Source organism: Thermococcus sp. M36, from assembly GCF_012027355.1.
GTDB lineage: Archaea > Methanobacteriota_B > Thermococci > Thermococcales > Thermococcaceae > Thermococcus.
On record NZ_SNUH01000042.1, the window covers coordinates 1 to 607 of the forward strand.

Here is a 607-nt window from a genome sequence, read left to right on the forward strand (position 1 = left end):
TTTTAAAGGTGCAACAGCACGGCTAACTGCAAAATCAAACTTTCTGTTTTTAATTTCTTCGGCTCTTGTATGTTGTGTGGTAATATTTTTAATGCCGGCACCTTCACAAACAGCTTCAACAACTTTTAATTTTTTGGCAATACTGTCAACCAAATGAAATTGCACTTGTGGAAAAAATATTGCCAAAGGAATTCCGGGGAAACCGCCACCGCAGCCAATATCAATCACATTTGCATTTGGTTGAAAATCTGCAATAGCAGCAATAGTTAATGAGTGAAGAACATGATGTAAATAAATACTATCAATATCTTTTCGGGATACAACATTTATTTTTTCGTTCCATTCTTTATACAAATTTTCTAATGCTGTAAACTGTTGTATTTGTTGTTCAGTAAAATCTGAGAAGTATTTTAGAATAATTTCCATTGAATGCATAATTAATTAACTCCAACCTTTTTGTGGCTTTTTCCATAAAGCAGGAACAAAGATGAGGTAATAAATAAACATACATATATCCAAGAATAAAAACCAGGGCCATAAGTCTTTTTCATTTAATTTCTTCATACTAAAAAACCAAATAATGGCTTGTATTAAAAGGCGTAAACCA

General features: G+C 31.8%; 1 protein-coding gene. It reads right to left on the bottom strand.

The window, feature by feature from the left end; all coding sequences use genetic code 11:
• On the bottom strand, positions 1-435 hold a 435-nt coding region (gene rsmG, locus E3E36_RS13495), incomplete at its 3' end, for a 16S rRNA (guanine(527)-N(7))-methyltransferase RsmG (RefSeq protein WP_206203617.1).
• Positions 436-607 lie beyond the last annotated feature (172 nt).